Source organism: Thalassobaculum sp. OXR-137 (assembly GCF_034377285.1).
GTDB lineage: Bacteria > Pseudomonadota > Alphaproteobacteria > Thalassobaculales > Thalassobaculaceae > Thalassobaculum.
This window is the reverse complement of sequence record NZ_CP139715.1, coordinates 117,430-131,457: the sequence shown is the minus strand read 5'-3', so window position 1 is coordinate 131,457 and position 14,028 is coordinate 117,430. Positions and strand designations below refer to the sequence as shown.

12 protein-coding genes are annotated in these 14,028 nt (G+C 67.0%); 11 read left to right on the top strand and 1 reads right to left on the bottom strand.

The window, feature by feature from the left end:
- Positions 1-123 precede the first annotated feature (123 nt).
- Together T8K17_RS00605 and T8K17_RS00600 are read left to right on the top strand one after the other, a co-directional pair.
- The gene (locus T8K17_RS00605; RefSeq protein WP_322332593.1) at positions 124-1,653 is read left to right on the top strand and encodes a DegQ family serine endoprotease; all 1,530 of its coding nucleotides are present in this window, start codon (positions 124-126) and stop codon (positions 1,651-1,653) included.
- Positions 1,654-1,809: 156 nt separating this feature from the next.
- Entirely contained in the window at positions 1,810-2,286 is a 477-nt protein-coding gene (locus T8K17_RS00600; protein WP_322332592.1) for a rhodanese-like domain-containing protein, read from the top strand.
- 6 nt (positions 2,287-2,292) lie between these two features.
- On the opposite strand, the gene serB is transcribed toward T8K17_RS00600, so the two are convergent.
- The gene (gene serB / locus T8K17_RS00595) at positions 2,293-3,189 is read right to left on the bottom strand and encodes a phosphoserine phosphatase SerB (protein WP_322332591.1); all 897 of its coding nucleotides are present in this window, start codon (positions 3,187-3,189) and stop codon (positions 2,293-2,295) included.
- 29 nt (positions 3,190-3,218) lie between these two features.
- Between serB and miaA the strand changes: the two genes are divergently transcribed.
- The 9 genes from miaA (at position 3,219) to rodA (ending at position 14,021) form a co-directional block, all read left to right on the top strand.
- Positions 3,219-4,184 (top strand): tRNA (adenosine(37)-N6)-dimethylallyltransferase MiaA, encoded by a 966-nt coding sequence (gene miaA / locus T8K17_RS00590; protein ID WP_322332590.1) that lies wholly within the window; start codon positions 3,219-3,221, stop codon positions 4,182-4,184.
- Between the two features lie 197 nt (positions 4,185-4,381).
- Positions 4,382-6,127 (top strand): acetolactate synthase 3 large subunit, encoded by a 1,746-nt coding sequence (locus T8K17_RS00585; RefSeq protein ID WP_322335004.1) that lies wholly within the window; start codon positions 4,382-4,384, stop codon positions 6,125-6,127.
- A 119-nt stretch (positions 6,128-6,246) separates the two neighbouring features.
- Positions 6,247-6,813, top strand: a complete 567-nt coding sequence (gene ilvN, locus T8K17_RS00580) for an acetolactate synthase small subunit (RefSeq protein ID WP_322332589.1) — start codon at positions 6,247-6,249, stop codon at positions 6,811-6,813.
- Between the two features lie 121 nt (positions 6,814-6,934).
- Entirely contained in the window at positions 6,935-7,954 is a 1,020-nt protein-coding gene (gene ilvC / locus T8K17_RS00575) for a ketol-acid reductoisomerase (RefSeq protein ID WP_028795428.1), read from the top strand.
- 371 nt (positions 7,955-8,325) lie between these two features.
- Positions 8,326-9,369, top strand: coding sequence for a rod shape-determining protein (locus tag T8K17_RS00570; RefSeq protein ID WP_028795427.1), 1,044 nt, complete (start codon positions 8,326-8,328; stop codon positions 9,367-9,369).
- Positions 9,370-9,421: 52 nt separating this feature from the next.
- Positions 9,422-10,342, top strand: coding sequence for a rod shape-determining protein MreC (mreC, locus tag T8K17_RS00565; RefSeq protein ID WP_322332588.1), 921 nt, complete (start codon positions 9,422-9,424; stop codon positions 10,340-10,342).
- Positions 10,343-10,395: 53 nt separating this feature from the next.
- On the top strand, positions 10,396-10,851 hold the full coding sequence (gene mreD / locus T8K17_RS00560; RefSeq protein ID WP_322332587.1) for a rod shape-determining protein MreD: 456 nt from the start codon (positions 10,396-10,398) through the stop codon (positions 10,849-10,851).
- A 6-nt stretch (positions 10,852-10,857) separates the two neighbouring features.
- A complete protein-coding gene (mrdA, locus tag T8K17_RS00555; RefSeq protein ID WP_322332586.1) occupies positions 10,858-12,864 on the top strand; it encodes a penicillin-binding protein 2 in 2,007 nt (668 codons plus the stop codon).
- The gene (rodA, locus tag T8K17_RS00550; protein ID WP_322332585.1) at positions 12,864-14,021 is read left to right on the top strand and encodes a rod shape-determining protein RodA; all 1,158 of its coding nucleotides are present in this window, start codon (positions 12,864-12,866) and stop codon (positions 14,019-14,021) included. The genes mrdA and rodA overlap by 1 nt, the downstream gene beginning before the upstream one ends.
- Positions 14,022-14,028 lie beyond the last annotated feature (7 nt).

Sequence of the window (14,028 nt, the reverse complement as noted above, 5' to 3'; positions counted from 1 at the left end):
TCTGAACGGAGACCCGGCCGGGCGTTGACTGTCGCCCCCGACAGCCCACCTGTTGTGCGGTGGGGCGATAGTCGCGATGCTGTCTTCCGAAGCCGGTTCGAGAAGAGAGGGACAAGACAAGTTATGGGCCTGAAGACCTCTGCCACCGCAGTACGCGTCCTCGCGGAAGACGGTCGGTCGGAAGCCGCCGCCAATCTGTATCGGATGGCGCTGGCGGCTGCACTGGCGACCATGCTGGCGTTCGGCATGGCGCTGTCAAACCCGGCGCATGCCAAGGCGCCGCCTGAAAGTTTCGCCGATCTCGCCGAGCGGCTGCTGCCGGCCGTGGTGAACATCGCCACGACGCAGACGGTCGATTCGTCGCGTATGCCGGACATGCCGCAGTTCCCGCCGGGCTCGCCGTTCGAGGAGTTCTTCAAGGACTTCTTCGAGCGCAATCAGGGCCAGCGGCCCTCGCGTCCGCGCTCGGCCCAGTCTTTGGGCTCCGGGTTCATCATCGATCCCGCCGGCATCGTGGTGACGAACAATCACGTCATCGCCGACGCGGACGAGATCAAGGTCCGCCTGCAGGACGACACCGAGTACGAAGCGACGCTGATCGGCAAGGACCCGAAGACCGACGTGGCCGTCCTGTCGATCAATCCGGGCAACCGCGAGCTGCCCTATGTCGAATTCGGCGATTCCGGCGCCCTGCGCGTCGGCGACTGGGTGGTGGCGATCGGCAACCCGTTCGGCCTCGGCGGTACCGTGACCGCCGGTATCGTGTCGGCCCGCGGCCGCGACATCGGCCAGGGTCCGTACGACGACTTCCTGCAGACCGACGCCTCGATCAACCGCGGCAACTCCGGTGGCCCGCTGTTCAACCTCGAGGGCAAGGTGGTCGGCATCAACACCGCCATCTTCTCGCAGACCGGCGGCTCGGTGGGCATCGGCTTCGCCATCGCCTCCGACCTCGCCAGCGGGGTTGTCGATCAGTTGCGCGAGTTCGGCCGGACCCGTCGCGGCTGGCTCGGAGTGCGGATCCAGCAGGTCAGCCCCGATATCGCCGACAGCCTCGGGCTCGATACCGCCCGCGGCGCCCTGGTCGCCGATGTGACCCCGGACGGCCCGGCCCAGGCGGCCGGCATCCAGCCGGGCGACATCATCACCGGGTTCAACGGCCAGCCGGTGGACGAGATGCGCACTCTGCCGCGCATCGTCGCCGAGACCCGGGTCGGCCGCGAGGTTCCCGTGGAGGTCTGGCGCGACGGTGCGTCCATGACCGTCATGGCGACCCTCGGCGAGCTGGAACAGGCCGAGGAAGCGCGGATGCTGACCACGTCGGCCACTCCGGGACCGGTGGAAGAAGGCCGCGTCGACTCGCTTGGCCTCGGTCTCGCCACGCTGACGCCGCAATTGCGAGAGCAATATGGCGTCACGGAAGAGGTCGAAGGCGTTGTCGTCACCGAGGTGGACGACACGGTTGACGCTGCCGACAAAGGCCTGCGTGAGGGCGACGTGATCGTCGAAGTCGCCCAGGATGAGGTTCGTTCCCTCGAGGATGTGCGCCGTCTCGTAGAAGATCATCGCACCAATGGGAAGAAAACCATCCTTCTGCTGGTCAATAGACAAGGGGAGCAGAGATTTATCCCGCTCCGTATCGACAAGGGCTGATCCCCCCGCCCCCCAGGCCCTTATCGCGGAGCGAGGAGGCGGCGCCGGTTCCCAAGGAACCGGCGCCGTTCCTATTTCTGGCGGGTCCCGTTTTATCCAGTTTCATCATTTGACGAATTTCGCTCACGTCGACGGGGGAATCAGGTAGCCTTGGGCATGCCTCAGCGTCTGCCTCTCGATTTCGTCGTCCTTCTCTCCCTCGCTGCCGTGCTGGGCCTGGGCGGAATCTATGGGTTTGCCAGGGCGATGCCGCCGGATGGCAGGATCGACGCCTCCGAGGCTCATGCCATGGCGGCCCGGGGCGAGATCAGCATCCTCGACGTCCGGGCCGAGCGGGAATGGCGCCAGACCGGCCTCGCCCAAGGCGCCGTCGGGGCCAGCATTCACAATCCCGACGGCCGAGACGGGTTCATCGCCGCCGCCCTGGTGGCCGTGCGCGGCGACCTGGACCGCCCCGTCGCCACGATCGCGGAAACCGGCGTGCGCTCCACCAAGGCCCAGGCCTGGCTCGTCGCCGCCGGGTTCACCCAGGTCTACAATATCAAGGAAGGCATGTTCGGCCGGTACGACGAGACGGGCGCCGAGCCCGGCTGGCTGAACCGCGGCCTGCCGGTGGTCAGTTATCCGAACTGAGGCCGGTCAGCCGGGACTGACGATATCGGTTTCCGTGTAGCCCTGGAGATAGAGCAGGCCGCGCAGGTCCGAATGCTCGATCCTGAAGCCGGCCGCATCGCGCACCGCCGGCTTCGCCCGAAAGGCGACCCCCATCCCTGCGACTTCGAGCATCGCCAGATCGTTGGCGCCGTCGCCGACCGCGATGGCCGCGTCCAGGCCCAGCCCGTGTTTGGCGCATAGTTCCTTCAGCGTGGCCAGCTTGGCGTCGCGGCCGAGGATCGGTTCCCCCACCGTGCCCGTCAGAGCGCCGTCCGCCACATGCAGGATGTTGGAGCGGTCCTCGTCGAAGCCGACCCGCTGGCGGATCGCCCCGGTCATCGGCTTGAACCCGCCGGAAACCAGCGCGCAATAGGCGCCGGCCGCCTTCATGGTCGCCACCAGCTCGGTCGCGCCGGGGGTGAGCTGCAGACCGTCGATCACGGTGTCGATGGTCGAGGCCGGCAGGCCCTTCAGCATGCCCACCCGCTCCCTCAGGGCGCCCTCGAAATCCAGCTCACCGCGCATGGCCCGGGCGGTGATCGCGGCGATCTGCTCGCGGATCCCGGCGAACTCGGCCAGCTCGTCCAGGGACTCGCCGAGGATGATCGTGCTGTCCATGTCGGCGATCAGCAGCCGCTTGCGCCGGCCCTCCGACGGGGCACCGTTCACGTCCACCGGCACCGTCTCGAGCCCGGCACGCACCCGGGCCAGGGCGTCCACGGGCCGGTCGGCGTCGAACGGAATGTCGGCGGCCTCCTCGCGGGCCAGCCAGCGCGGGTCGCCGGTCCGGGCATCGGCTTCCGCCAGAAGGCGGGCGGCGGTGACGAGGGTGTCGGCGGCGAGGGCGCCGGGGGCGGCGCAGAGTGTCAGAACCTGTTGCATGAAGCGCACTTATCGCGTAGCGGCGAGCCATGTCCAGCGCCGCCACGCCTTCCGCGTCAAATTCCGTGCTCGTCATCGCCGGGCCGACCGCCAGCGGCAAGACGGCGCTGGCCCTGGAGCTGGCCGAAGCCCTGGGCGGCGTGGTCATCAATGCCGACAGCATGCAGGTCTATCGCGAGCTGCGGATCCTGACCGACCGGCCGTCGCCGCAGGACGAGGCGCGGGTGCCGCACCGGCTGTTCGGCGTGCTGCCGGCCGCCGAGCGCGGGTCCGTCGCCTGGTGGCGCGACGCTGCCTCGGCGGAGATCGACGCGGCACTGGCCGCCGGGCAGGTGCCGATCCTGTGCGGTGGCACCGGGCTCTACCTGAACGCCCTGATGCAGGGCATCGCCGAGGTCCCGCCGGTCCCGCCGGCCGTGGTGGAGGAGGCGATCGCCCGGTACCGCCGGCTCGGGGGCGAAGCCTTCAGGGAAGAGCTCCGCCCCCTCGACCCGGTGCTCGGCGCCCGGTTGGATCCGGGGGATTCCCAGCGGCTGCAGCGCGCCTGGGCCGTGGCGACGGCGACCGGCCGCGCCCTGTCGGACTGGCAGGCCCAGCCGACCGGCGGGCGCGACGATCTGGCGTTCTGCCGGGTGCTTCTGTTCCCGCCGCGGCCGGTTTCGGCCGAGGCGGTGGAGGTCAGGTTTCGAAAGATGATTGCGCAGGGGGCGATCGAGGAGGTCCGAGGGCTCGCCGCCCTCAACCTGGACCGGTCTCTGCCGGCGATGCGGGCGATTGGTGTGCCGCAACTTATTGATTATATTGATGGAAAAATCGACCTGGATAGGACGGTCGACGCGTCGGTCATTGCCACGCGGCAATATGCCAAGCGCCAGCGGACCTGGTTTCGTCATCAATTCCTGTCTGATATCCGAATGGACGCGCAATTTTCGAAAAGCGGTTTTGAGAAAATCTTTTCGGAAATTCGCTCCTGGCTGTTGACGCCCAAATCCTGAGCGACTAGGTTCCGGCCGTCCGGCGCGGAAGGTTTCCGCGCCGGTTGTGTCTTTATCAACCTTGATCCTCTCTGGCGCCCCTCAGGAACCGGGCGCCGACAGCGAGATCGCAACAATGAAGGAGCGGAACGGTGGCTGATCCCCGCAAGACGTCCTCCCGTACCCCGTCGTCTCCCCAGGCGGCTAAACCCGAAATCATGTCGGGTGCCGCTGTTGTCCTCCGCGCGCTCAAGGATCAGGGTGTAGAAGTCGTATTCGGGTACCCCGGCGGGGCGGTACTACCGATCTACGACGAGATCTTTAAGCAGAACGCCATCCGGCACATTCTGGTGCGCCACGAACAGGCGGCGGTGCATGCGGCCGAGGGCTATGCCCGGTCGACCGGCAAGGTCGGCTGCGTGCTGGTGACCTCGGGTCCCGGCGCCACCAACGCGGTGACCGGCCTGACCGACGCGCTGATGGACTCGATCCCGATCGTGTGCCTGACCGGCCAGGTGCCGACGCATCTGATCGGCAACGACGCCTTCCAGGAGGCCGACACCACCGGCATCACCCGGCCCTGCACCAAGCATAACTACCTGGTGAAGGACCCCGAGAAGCTGGCCGACGTCATGCACGAGGCGTTCTACGTCGCGCGCAGCGGCCGCCCGGGCCCGGTGGTGGTGGACCTGCCGAAGGACATCCAGTTCGCCGACTGCCCCTATACCAACGCCAAGGACAAGGAGCCGAAGAGCTACCGTCCGCAGGTGAAGGGCGACGACAGCGCCATCGAGAAGGCGGTCGAACTGATCGCCAAGGCGAAGCGGCCGATCTTCTACGGCGGCGGCGGCCTGATCAACGCGGGCCCGAAGGCGTCCAAGCTGTTCGGCGAGTTGGTGCGCAAGACCGGCTATCCGGCCACCCTGACCCTGATGGGCCTGGGCGCGTACCCGTCCTCGGACAAGCAGTTCCTGGGCATGCTCGGGATGCACGGCACCTACGAAGCCAACCTGGCGATGCATGACTGCGACGTCATGGTCTGCATCGGCGCGCGCTTCGACGACCGGGTGACCGGCACGATCTCCGGGTTCTCGCCGAACTCGAAAAAGATCCACATCGATATCGACCCGTCCTCGATCAACAAGAACGTGGCGGTCGACATTCCCATTGTCGGCGACGCGGGCAGCGTGCTGGAGCAGATGCTGGCGGTGTGGAAGGCCAAGGCCTACAAGCCGGACGCCAAGGCGCTGGCTTCCTGGTGGCGGCAGATCGACGGCTGGCGGGCGCGCAAGTGCCTCGCCTTCACGCAGGGCACCAAGGAGATCAAGCCGCAGCAGGCGATCCAGCGGCTGTTCGAGAAGACCCGCGGCATGGACTGCTACATCACCACCGAGGTCGGCCAGCACCAGATGTGGGCCGCCCAGTATTTCGGCTTCGACGAGCCGAACCGCTGGATGACCTCGGGCGGGCTCGGCACCATGGGCTACGGCTTCCCGGCGGCGATGGGCGTGCAGATCGCCCATCCGGACTCGCTCGTCATCGACATCTCCGGCGAGGCGAGCTTCCTGATGAACATGCAGGAGCTGTCGACGATGCGGCAGTACAACCTGCCGGTGAAGGCGTTCATCATCAATAACCAGTGGATGGGCATGGTCCGCCAGTGGCAGGAGCTGATCCACGGCAAGCGCTACTCGGAGAGCTATTCCGAGGCCCTGCCGGACTTCGTCAAGCTGGCGGAGGCGTTCGGCGGCGTCGGCCTGCGGGCGACCGAGGCGAGCCAGCTCGACGACGTCATCGACGAGATGATCGCCGCGCCGCACCCTGTTCTGGTCGATGTGTGCGTGACCAAGGATGAGAACTGCTTCCCGATGATTCCGTCGGGCCGGGCGCATAACGAGATGATCCTCAGCCCGAGCGATCAGGAGCAGCAGACCGTGACCGACAAGGGCATGGCCCTCGTATGACGGCGCGCGGCCGCCGGGGCTTCCCGGCGGCCGCCCTGCCTGCCGTCCCTGCCATTCCCTTCCGGGCGCCGGCTCCGGCATGAACCCCCGAGCCCCCGCCCGTCTTTCGGAGACCCGACGTGACACCCAATGATCAACCGAGCGCCCGGCACACGATCGCCGTGCTGGTGGCCAATGAGCCGGGCGTCCTGGCCCGCGTCATCGGCCTGTTTTCCGGCCGCGGCTACAATATCGAGAGCCTGACCGTATCCGAGGTCGACGAGGTCAACGCCCGCTCGCGCATCACCATCGTGACTTCCGGCACGCCGATGGTGATCGAGCAGATCAAGGCGCAGCTCGCCCGCCTGGTTCCGGTCTACGACGTCCACGACCTGACCATGGAAGGCCCGCATGTGGGCCGCGAGATGGCGCTGGTGAAGATCCGCAACGGCGGAGAGAAGCGGATCGAGGCCCTGCGCATCGCCGACACCTTCCGCGCCCGGGCCATCGACAGCACGCTCGGCAGCTTCGTCTTCGAGCTGACCGGCGATACCGGCAAGATCGACGCCTTCATCGACCTGATGATCTCGCTGGGTGAGGTGGAGGTGTCGCGCACCGGCGTCGTCGCCATCGCCCGGGGCGAACACGTGCACATGCCGCTGGTCCGCAAGGCCAAGCGGAAGGCGAAGAAAGCCGCCGACGACTGACCCTAGACTGAACCAGCCATCTGGACTCGGCGGCGGCTGCCCAGCTAAACCGTCGCCGGGTCCATGGAAATTTTCGAAAACCTGTTCTGAGAACCGCAAGACCCGAAGGAGGGAGACACCCATGCGCGTGTACTACGACCGCGACGCCGACGTGAACCTGATCAAGACCAAGAAGGTCGTGATCGTCGGCTATGGCAGCCAGGGCCATGCCCATGCCAACAACCTGAAGGACAGCGGCGTCAAGGACGTGGTCGTCGCGCTCAAGGAGGGCTCGCGCTCCCGCGCGAAGGCCGAGGCCGCCGGCTTCAAGTGCATGACGCCGGCCGAGGCCGCCAAGTGGGGCGACATCCTCATGATGCTGACCCCGGACGAACTCCAGGGCGACATCTATAACGAAGACCTGAAGCCGAACATGCGCGCCGGTGCGGCGATCGCCTTCGCCCATGGCTTCAACGTGCACTTCAACTTCATCGAGCCGCGCGACGACATCGACGTCTTCATGATCGCGCCGAAGGGCCCGGGCCACACCGTGCGCTCCGAGTACCTGCGTGGGGGCGGCGTGCCGTGCCTGGTCGCGATCGATCAGGATTCCTCGGGCAACGCCCTGGAAGTCGCGCTGTCCTATTCCTCCGCCATCGGCGGCGGCCGGGCCGGCACCATCGAGACCACCTTCAAGGAAGAGTGCGAGACCGACCTGTTCGGCGAGCAGGTCGTCCTGTGCGGCGGTCTGTGCGAGCTGATCAAGGCCGGCTACGAGACCCTCTGCGAGGCCGGCTACGCCCCGGAGATGGCTTATTTCGAGTGCCTGCACGAGGTGAAGCTGATCGTCGACCTCATCTATGAGGGCGGCATCGCCAACATGAACTACTCGATCTCCAACACCGCCGAGTACGGCGAGTACGTCTCCGGTCCGCGGATCGTGACGGAGGAGACCAAGGCCGAGATGAAGCGCGTCCTGGCCGACATCCAGTCCGGCACCTTCGCCCGCAACTGGATGCTGGAGAACAGGGTCAACCAGTCCTCGTTCAAGGCCATGCGCCGCCGTGCGGCCGAGCACTCGATCGAGCAGGTCGGCGAGAAGCTGCGCGCCATGATGCCGTGGATCGCGGAGAACAAGCTGGTCGATCAGACCAAGAACTGATCGAGCTTATTCGTTGAGCGGACGGGCGGGTCGGCCGGTGCTGACCCGCCCGTTTCGCGTTCGGAATGATGTCCGTCATCAATCCGCCGGATTCGCCCGCGACTCTTTAACGAATCGCGGTGAAGAGCGCTTTGTAACTGTCTGCGAATCCTGATATTGTCACCGACATAGCGTATCGGAGCAGCGCAGAGCGGTAGGGGCGGCGCGGCCAGGCCGGTGATTAAGGCCGAAGCGTCGACACGCGAAATACGAGCCGGGCCTAAAGGCCGTCCGGGTCATAAACCCGGGACGGAGGCCCTGACGGGATTCGATCGGCCAGTCCCATGGGAGACATGGACCGGGCCGCAACATCGACGGGACTGAGAAAAACGATGTTCTTCGCCAATCTCCTCGGAATGCTGTCTGCCGATATGGCCATTGACCTCGGCACGGCCAATACCCTGGTCTACGTCAAGGGCCGCGGCATCGTGCTGAACGAACCGTCGGTGGTCGCCATCGCCACGGTTCGCGGCAAGAAGCAGGTGCTGGCCGTCGGCGACGAGGCCAAGCAGATGCTCGGCCGAACGCCCGGCAACATCCAGGCGATCCGCCCTCTGCGCGACGGCGTCATCGCCGATTTCGAAGTCGCCGAGGAAATGATCAAGCACTTCATCCGCAAGGTGCATAACCGGCGGTCCTTCGCCAGCCCGCAGGTCATCGTCTGCGTGCCGTCGGGGTCGACCGCGGTGGAGCGCCGCGCCATTCAGGAAAGCGCGGAAAGCGCCGGGGCCCGCCGGGTGTTCCTGATCGAGGAGCCGATGGCCGCCGCGATAGGCGCCAACCTGCCGGTGACCGAACCGACCGGCTCCATGGTCGTCGATATCGGCGGCGGCACCACCGAGGTGGCCGTGCTGTCGCTCGGCGGCATCGTCTACTCGCGTTCGGTGCGCGTCGGCGGCGACAAGATGGACGAGGCGATCATCGCCTATATCCGCCGCAACCATAACCTTCTGGTCGGTGAGGGCAGTGCCGAGCGGATCAAGAAGGAGATCGGCTCCGCCTATCCGCCGGAAGACGGCACGGGCAAGGGCCTGCAGATCAAGGGCCGCGACCTGATGAACGGCGTGCCCAAGGAAATCATCATCGACCAGTCGCAGATCGCCGACAGCCTGGCGGAGCCGGTCAGCCAGATAGTCGAGGCGGTGAAGGTCGCGCTGGAGCAGACCCCGCCGGAACTGGCGGCCGATATCGTCGACAAGGGCATCGTGCTGACCGGCGGCGGCGCGCTGCTGGGCAACCTGGACTTCGTCCTGCGCCATGCCACCGGCCTGCCGGTCATGATCGCCGACGACCCGCTGTCCTGCGTGGCGCTCGGCACCGGGCGCTGCCTGGAAGAGATGAAGGTTCTGCGGAACGTTCTGATCGGCGCCTACTGACATCGGCTCGCGCGTTCGAGATATCTGTCTACCCTTGAGGTGACCGTTCACCATGGCGAAGCGACCCGGATCGTTCAGCAGCGTGGCACAACCCGTGCGCTCACTGTGGAGCCGGTTCGCCTTCGCCACGCTGATCGCCGCCGCCTTCGGGCTCATGCTCCTGGGCAAGGCCGACGTCCTGCTGGTGGAACGGGCGCGGGTCGTCGTGCTCGACGCGCTGGCGCCGGTCATCGAGGTGGCGTCCCAGCCGGCCGAGGCGCTTACCGACCTGATGAACAATGTCCGTGACCTGCGGTATCTGCGCGCCGAGAACGCCCGGCTGTCCGTGGAGAACGACCGTCTCGACCGCTGGCAGCACGTCGCCCGGCGCCTGGAGGCCGAGAACCGCGCGCTGCGGGCGCTGACCAACTTCGTGCCGCCCAAGGACGTCGACTTCGTCAGCGCCCGGGTGATCGCCGATGGCGGCGGCGCCTTCGTGCGCAGTGTGATGATCACGGCAGGACAGAAGAACGGCATCGCCCTGGGCAACGCGGCGGTCAGCGGCGAGGGGCTGGTCGGCGGCGTGGTCGAGGTGGGCGAGGCCTACAGCCGCGTCCTGCTGATCACCGACCTGAACTCGCAGATCCCCATCGTGATCGAGCGCACCCGCGACCCGGGCGTGGTGGCCGGCGACAACACCCGGTCGCCCCGGATCGTCTATCTGCCGCAGAACGCCCAGGTGGTGCCCGGCGACCGGATCGTGACGTCCGGTCACGGCGGCGTCTTCCCTCCAGGTCTCGCGGTCGGCATGGTGACCACGATCACCGACGGTTCGATCCGGGTCACGCCCTTCGTCGACTGGGAACGGCTGGAATACGTGCGCATCCTGAAGACCGGCTCCGATGGAGTCGTGCAGCCGGAAAGCGCCCATCTGCCGCCCTTCTCGGTCATGGGGCCGGAGCCGGCCTCCCGCTCCGGCGGGGCAAAGCAGTGATGCGTCCCTCCGCGGCCCAACGCCTCGATACCTGGATCCGACAGTCGACGCCGATGGTACTCACCGCGATGCTGGCGGTGCTGTCGGTGGTGACCATCGGGATTCCCGGCTATGCGACGGTGGTCCCGGGCTACACGGCGATGGCGACCTTCTACTGGGCGGTCTTCCGGCCGGACCTTCAGCCGGCCTCCGCCCTGTTCCTGATCGGCGTGCTGCAGGACATCCTGACCGGCACCCCGCTGGGCCTGACCGCGGTCAGCCTGCTGCTGCTGCACGCCCTGGCCCTGTCCCAGCGCCGGGCGCTGATCACCAAGCCCTTCCTGCTGACCTGGGTCGGGTTCATGGTCATCCAGCTTCCGGTCTCGATCCTCGCCTGGCTCATGATGTCGGTGCTGCAGTTCCGGCTGATCGGTCCCGAGCCGGCGATGTTCCAGTATCTGGTCACCGTGCTCGGCTTCCCGGTCGTGGCCTGGCTCTTCGTCCGTCTCCACCGCTACGTGGTCCGGTAGGCGTCCATGCTGAAGGCAAGCGAACAGGACGTCCAAAAGGTCTTCACCCGGCGAGCGCTGGTGCTGGCCGGAGCCAAGCTCGGCCTGATCGGCGCGCTGGGCGCTCGGCTGTATTATCTGCAGGTGGTCGAGGCCGACCGCTACGAGCTGCTGTCGCGCGGCAACCAGTTCAACCTGGAACTCCTGCCGCCGATCCGCGGCCGGATCCTCGACCGCAACGGCGTGGCGCTGGCCGACAACCAGGACAATTTCCGCGTCGAAATCGTTCGCGAGCAGACCGACGACGTGGCCGCCACCCTGTCGGCCCTGCGCTCGATCATCGAGGTGCCGGACTGGGACGTCCGCCGGGTGCTGAAGGATGTGAAGCGCAAGCGCGCCTTCGTTCCGGTCACCGTGGTGGAGAACCTGACCCGCGAGGAGATCGCCCGGGTGGCGGTCAACGCGCCGTACCTGCCCGGCATCCGCATCGAGGTCGGCCGGTCCCGCCGCTATCCCTTCGCCGACACGGCGGTCCACATCACCGGCTATGTGGCGGCCGTGTCGGAGAGCGAGCTGACCGGCGACCCGGTGCTGGAGCTGCCGGACTTCCGCATCGGCAAGAGCGGCATCGAGAAGCTGCACGACCTGAGCATGCGCGGCACCGCCGGCCGCCGCCAGGTCGAGGTCAACGCCCTGGGCCGGATCATCCGCAAGCTGCCGGGCGAGGACGGGGAGCCGGGGCGCGACGTCAAGCTCGCGCTGGACATCAACCTGCAGCGCTTCGCCACCGAGCGGCTGGCGCGGGGCAATGCCGAACGGTTGCCGACCGAGGATCCGCGGGCGCAGCTCGCTCTGGCGGAGGCGGAACCGGCCCTGAGGGACCTATATGCCGACCGGCAGACCGTCCTGATCAACGAGAAGGGCAAGGTGATCGAGGCTGAGAGCGGGTCCGTCGTGGTCATGGACGTCCATACCGGCGAATTGCGGGCGCTGGCCTCGGCCCCCGGCTACGATCCGAACCCGTTCAACCGCGGCCTGTCCGCGAAGGACTGGGAAGAGCTTCTGACCAATCCGCGCGGCCCCCTGAACAACAAGGCGGTGGCCGGCCAGTATCCGCCGGGCTCCACCTTCAAGATGCTGGTGATGCTGGCGGCGCTGGAATCCGGGTTGGCGGGGCCCGACACCAAGTTCTTCTGTCCGGGCCACCTGGAACTCGGCGATACCCGGTTCCACTGCTGGTCGCGCTACGGCCACGGCTGGGTCGACATGAAGCAGTCGATCGCCCAGAGCTGCGACGTCTACTACTACGAGCTCGCCAAGCGCATCGGGATCGACCGGATCGCGGCCATCGCCAAGCGCTTCGGCCTCGGCGACGTGACCGGGGTCGATATTCCGGGCGAGCGGCGCGGACTGGTCCCGACCCGCGAGTGGAAGCTGGCGACCACCGGCGTGCCCTGGCAGATGGGCGAGACGCTGGTGGCGGCGATCGGGCAGGGGTTCAACCTCACCACGCCGCTGCAACTCGCCTTGATGACGGCGCGCCTCGTCAATGGCGGCAAGGCGGTGGTGCCCCATCTTGAGATTCCCGACGGCCCCCTGCCGCCGGCCGAGGACATGGCCGTCGACAGCCGGCATCTGGATGCCGTCCGGGCGGCGATGTCGGAAGTGGTCAACGGTCCGCGCGGCACGGCGCGCAAGATCCAGGGCGACAAGGACGACATCAAACTGGCGGGCAAGACCGGCACGGCCCAGGTCCGGCGCATCACCATGGCCGACCGGGCGTCGGGCGCCTACAAGGACGAGAAACCCTGGCGCTACCGCGATCACGCGCTCTTCGTCGGGTTCGGTCCGGTCGAGGCGCCGCGTTACGCCGTGGCGGTGGTGGTCGAGCATGGCGGCGGCGGGTCGTCGATGGCCGCACCGATCGGGGCCGACGTGCTGCGCGAAGCGCTGCGGATCGATCCGCCTGCCCCTCCGGGGCCGACCGCGTCCGACAGCAAGGACGACGACGAACCGGCTCGGCGGGACGGGTGATGGCGATCTCTTTCCGTTCCGACGGCCTGAATCCACCCGAGTTGACCATCGGTCAGAAGCTGGTGGCGATCAACTGGCTCCTGGTTCTGCTGGTGGTCACCATCGCCGGCGTCGGCTGCCTGATGCTGTATTCCGCGGCGAACGGATCCTGGTCGCCCTGGGCGTACCGCCACGTCCTGCGCTTCAGCATCGGTCTGGGGATCATGCTGGCCATCGCTCTGGTCGATATCCGGTTCTGGATGCGCACCGCCTATCTCGGCTACATGGTCGCGCTGCTGCTTCTCGTCGCCGTGGAGATCATGGGCGAGATCGGCATGGGCGCCCAACGCTGGATCGACCTCGGCCTGTTCCAGCTCCAGCCGTCCGAGGTCATGAAGATCTGTCTGGTGCTGGCTCTCGCCCGGTACTTCAACGGCCTGACCTACGAGGAGGTCGGCAATCCGCTGAACCTCATCATTCCGCTGCTCATGGTCGGCCTGCCGGCGATGCTGGTCCTGAAGCAGCCCGATCTGGGCACGGCGCTGATGATGATCGCCGGGGCCGGGGCGATCTTCTTCCTGGCCGGCGTGCGGATCTGGAAGTTCCTGGCGCTGATCGCCGCCGGGGTCGCCGCGGTGCCGATCGTCTGGCAGTTCCTGCGCGAGTACCAGCAGAAGCGGATCCTGACCTTCCTCAACCCGGAAAGCGATCCGCTCGGCTCCGGCTATCACATCCTGCAGTCGAAGATCGCGCTCGGCTCGGGCGGGATCTTCGGCAAGGGCTTCCTGAAGGGCAGCCAGAGCCATCTGAACTTCCTGCCGGAGAAGCAGACCGACTTCATCTTCACCATGCTGGCGGAAGAGTTCGGCATGATCGGCGCGTCCTGCCTGATCGGGCTCTACGTCCTGGTGCTGGCCTACGGCTTCGCCATCGCGATCCGCTCGCGCAGCCAGTTCGGCCGACTGGTGGCGCTGGGGGTCACCACGACGCTGTTCCTGTACCTGTTCATCAACGTCGCCATGGTGATGGGGCTGATCCCCGTGGTCGGCGTGCCGCTGCCGATGATCAGCTACGGCGGCACGGCGATGCTGACGATGATGATCGGCCTGGGTCTGCTGCTCGGCGTCTCGGTCCACCGCGACGTACGGATCGCCCGCGCCGGCGTGGAAGAGGACTGAGGCGGCG

Coding starts and splice junctions, on each gene's coding strand:
- T8K17_RS00605 (WP_322332593.1), top strand. CDS start 124: ATGGGCCTGAAGACCTCTGCCACCGCAGTACGCGTCCTCGCGGAAGAC.
- T8K17_RS00600 (WP_322332592.1), top strand. CDS start 1,810: ATGCCTCAGCGTCTGCCTCTCGATTTCGTCGTCCTTCTCTCCCTCGCT.
- serB (WP_322332591.1), bottom strand. CDS start 3,189: ATGCAACAGGTTCTGACACTCTGCGCCGCCCCCGGCGCCCTCGCCGCC.
- miaA (WP_322332590.1), top strand. CDS start 3,219: ATGTCCAGCGCCGCCACGCCTTCCGCGTCAAATTCCGTGCTCGTCATC.
- T8K17_RS00585 (WP_322335004.1), top strand. CDS start 4,382: ATGTCGGGTGCCGCTGTTGTCCTCCGCGCGCTCAAGGATCAGGGTGTA.
- ilvC (WP_028795428.1), top strand. CDS start 6,935: ATGCGCGTGTACTACGACCGCGACGCCGACGTGAACCTGATCAAGACC.
- T8K17_RS00570 (WP_028795427.1), top strand. CDS start 8,326: ATGTTCTTCGCCAATCTCCTCGGAATGCTGTCTGCCGATATGGCCATT.
- mreC (WP_322332588.1), top strand. CDS start 9,422: ATGGCGAAGCGACCCGGATCGTTCAGCAGCGTGGCACAACCCGTGCGC.
- mreD (WP_322332587.1), top strand. CDS start 10,396: ATGGTACTCACCGCGATGCTGGCGGTGCTGTCGGTGGTGACCATCGGG.
- mrdA (WP_322332586.1), top strand. CDS start 10,858: ATGCTGAAGGCAAGCGAACAGGACGTCCAAAAGGTCTTCACCCGGCGA.
- rodA (WP_322332585.1), top strand. CDS start 12,864: ATGGCGATCTCTTTCCGTTCCGACGGCCTGAATCCACCCGAGTTGACC.